Source organism: Catenulispora pinisilvae (assembly GCF_015356865.1).
Taxonomy (GTDB): domain Bacteria; phylum Actinomycetota; class Actinomycetes; order Streptomycetales; family Catenulisporaceae; genus Catenulispora; species Catenulispora pinisilvae.
In genome coordinates, this window is record NZ_JAAFZA010000530.1 from 1 (window position 1) to 952 (window position 952).

Below are 952 nucleotides of genomic sequence, written 5' to 3' on the forward strand. Positions count from 1 at the left end.
ACTCAACGCAGGACTCCTCGGGGCGGGCGGCGCTGAACGCGTGCTGCGGACGGGGAAGCGCACCGACGATGCACAACGAGCCACCCCCGCCCCCGGCATCGGTTGCTGCGCCGAACGGCTGGGATGTTCACCGCTTCCGGTGATCCGTGGGTGTTCGCGCCACCGGGCGGGCGGGCCGTGGTCTAGCGTCCGCAGGACATCCCCCGCCCCGCCTGTTTCAGGAGGCTGACCCGTGTCCCGGACCGTGTCCCCGTGGCGGCGCCCGGCGTTCGCCCGCCGCACCTGGCTGTCGGCCTTCGCCGCGTTCGCCCTGTTGGCCGTGGCCTGGTCCCTGGCGATGCCGGCGGACGGCACCACCGACGAGCGCCAGCACCTGGAGCGCGCCTACGGCGCGGTGACCGGGCACCTGCTCGCCCCGCAGGCCGTGGACCCCCTGGTGCACCGCCCGGGCGCGGCCTTCGAGGTCCCCAAGAGCCTGCTGCCGCCGAACGCGCTGTGCGTCTACTTCCCGAACTACCACCAGACCGAGAGCTGGGTCGCGCGCGCGGCCAGCTGCCAGCACCCGGCCCCGGACGACCACGCCAAGGTACGCGTGGTGTCCTGGGTGGGGCGCTACAACCCGCTGTTCTACCTGGCAGTCGGCGGCCCGCTGCGGTTCTGGCCGGACATGAAGGGGATCCTGCTCAGCCGCATCCTGGCCGCGCTGCTCTCCTCGGCCTTCGCCGCGGCCGCGGCGGTGGTGGCGATCCGCACCCGGCGCCCCCTGCTGCTCGCGGCGCTGCTGACGGTGCTGACGCCGACCACCGTCGCGCTGAGCTCGACGGTGAACCCGAACGGGATCGAGATCACGGCGGCGCTGCTGCTGTGGGTGTGCCTGGTGGACCTGGCGCGGCCGGCTTCCGCCCGGTGGGCGGTGCCGGGCGGCGGGTCGGGGCGGCGGGTGCCGACGGCC

Annotated in this window: 1 protein-coding gene; it reads left to right on the plus strand. The window is 74.7% G+C overall.

From position 1 onward, the window contains the following. Positions 1–232 precede the first annotated feature (232 nt). Positions 233–952 (plus strand): DUF2142 domain-containing protein (locus tag IZR01_RS49330; RefSeq protein WP_194927905.1); only part of this gene is annotated, 720 nt, incomplete at its 3' end.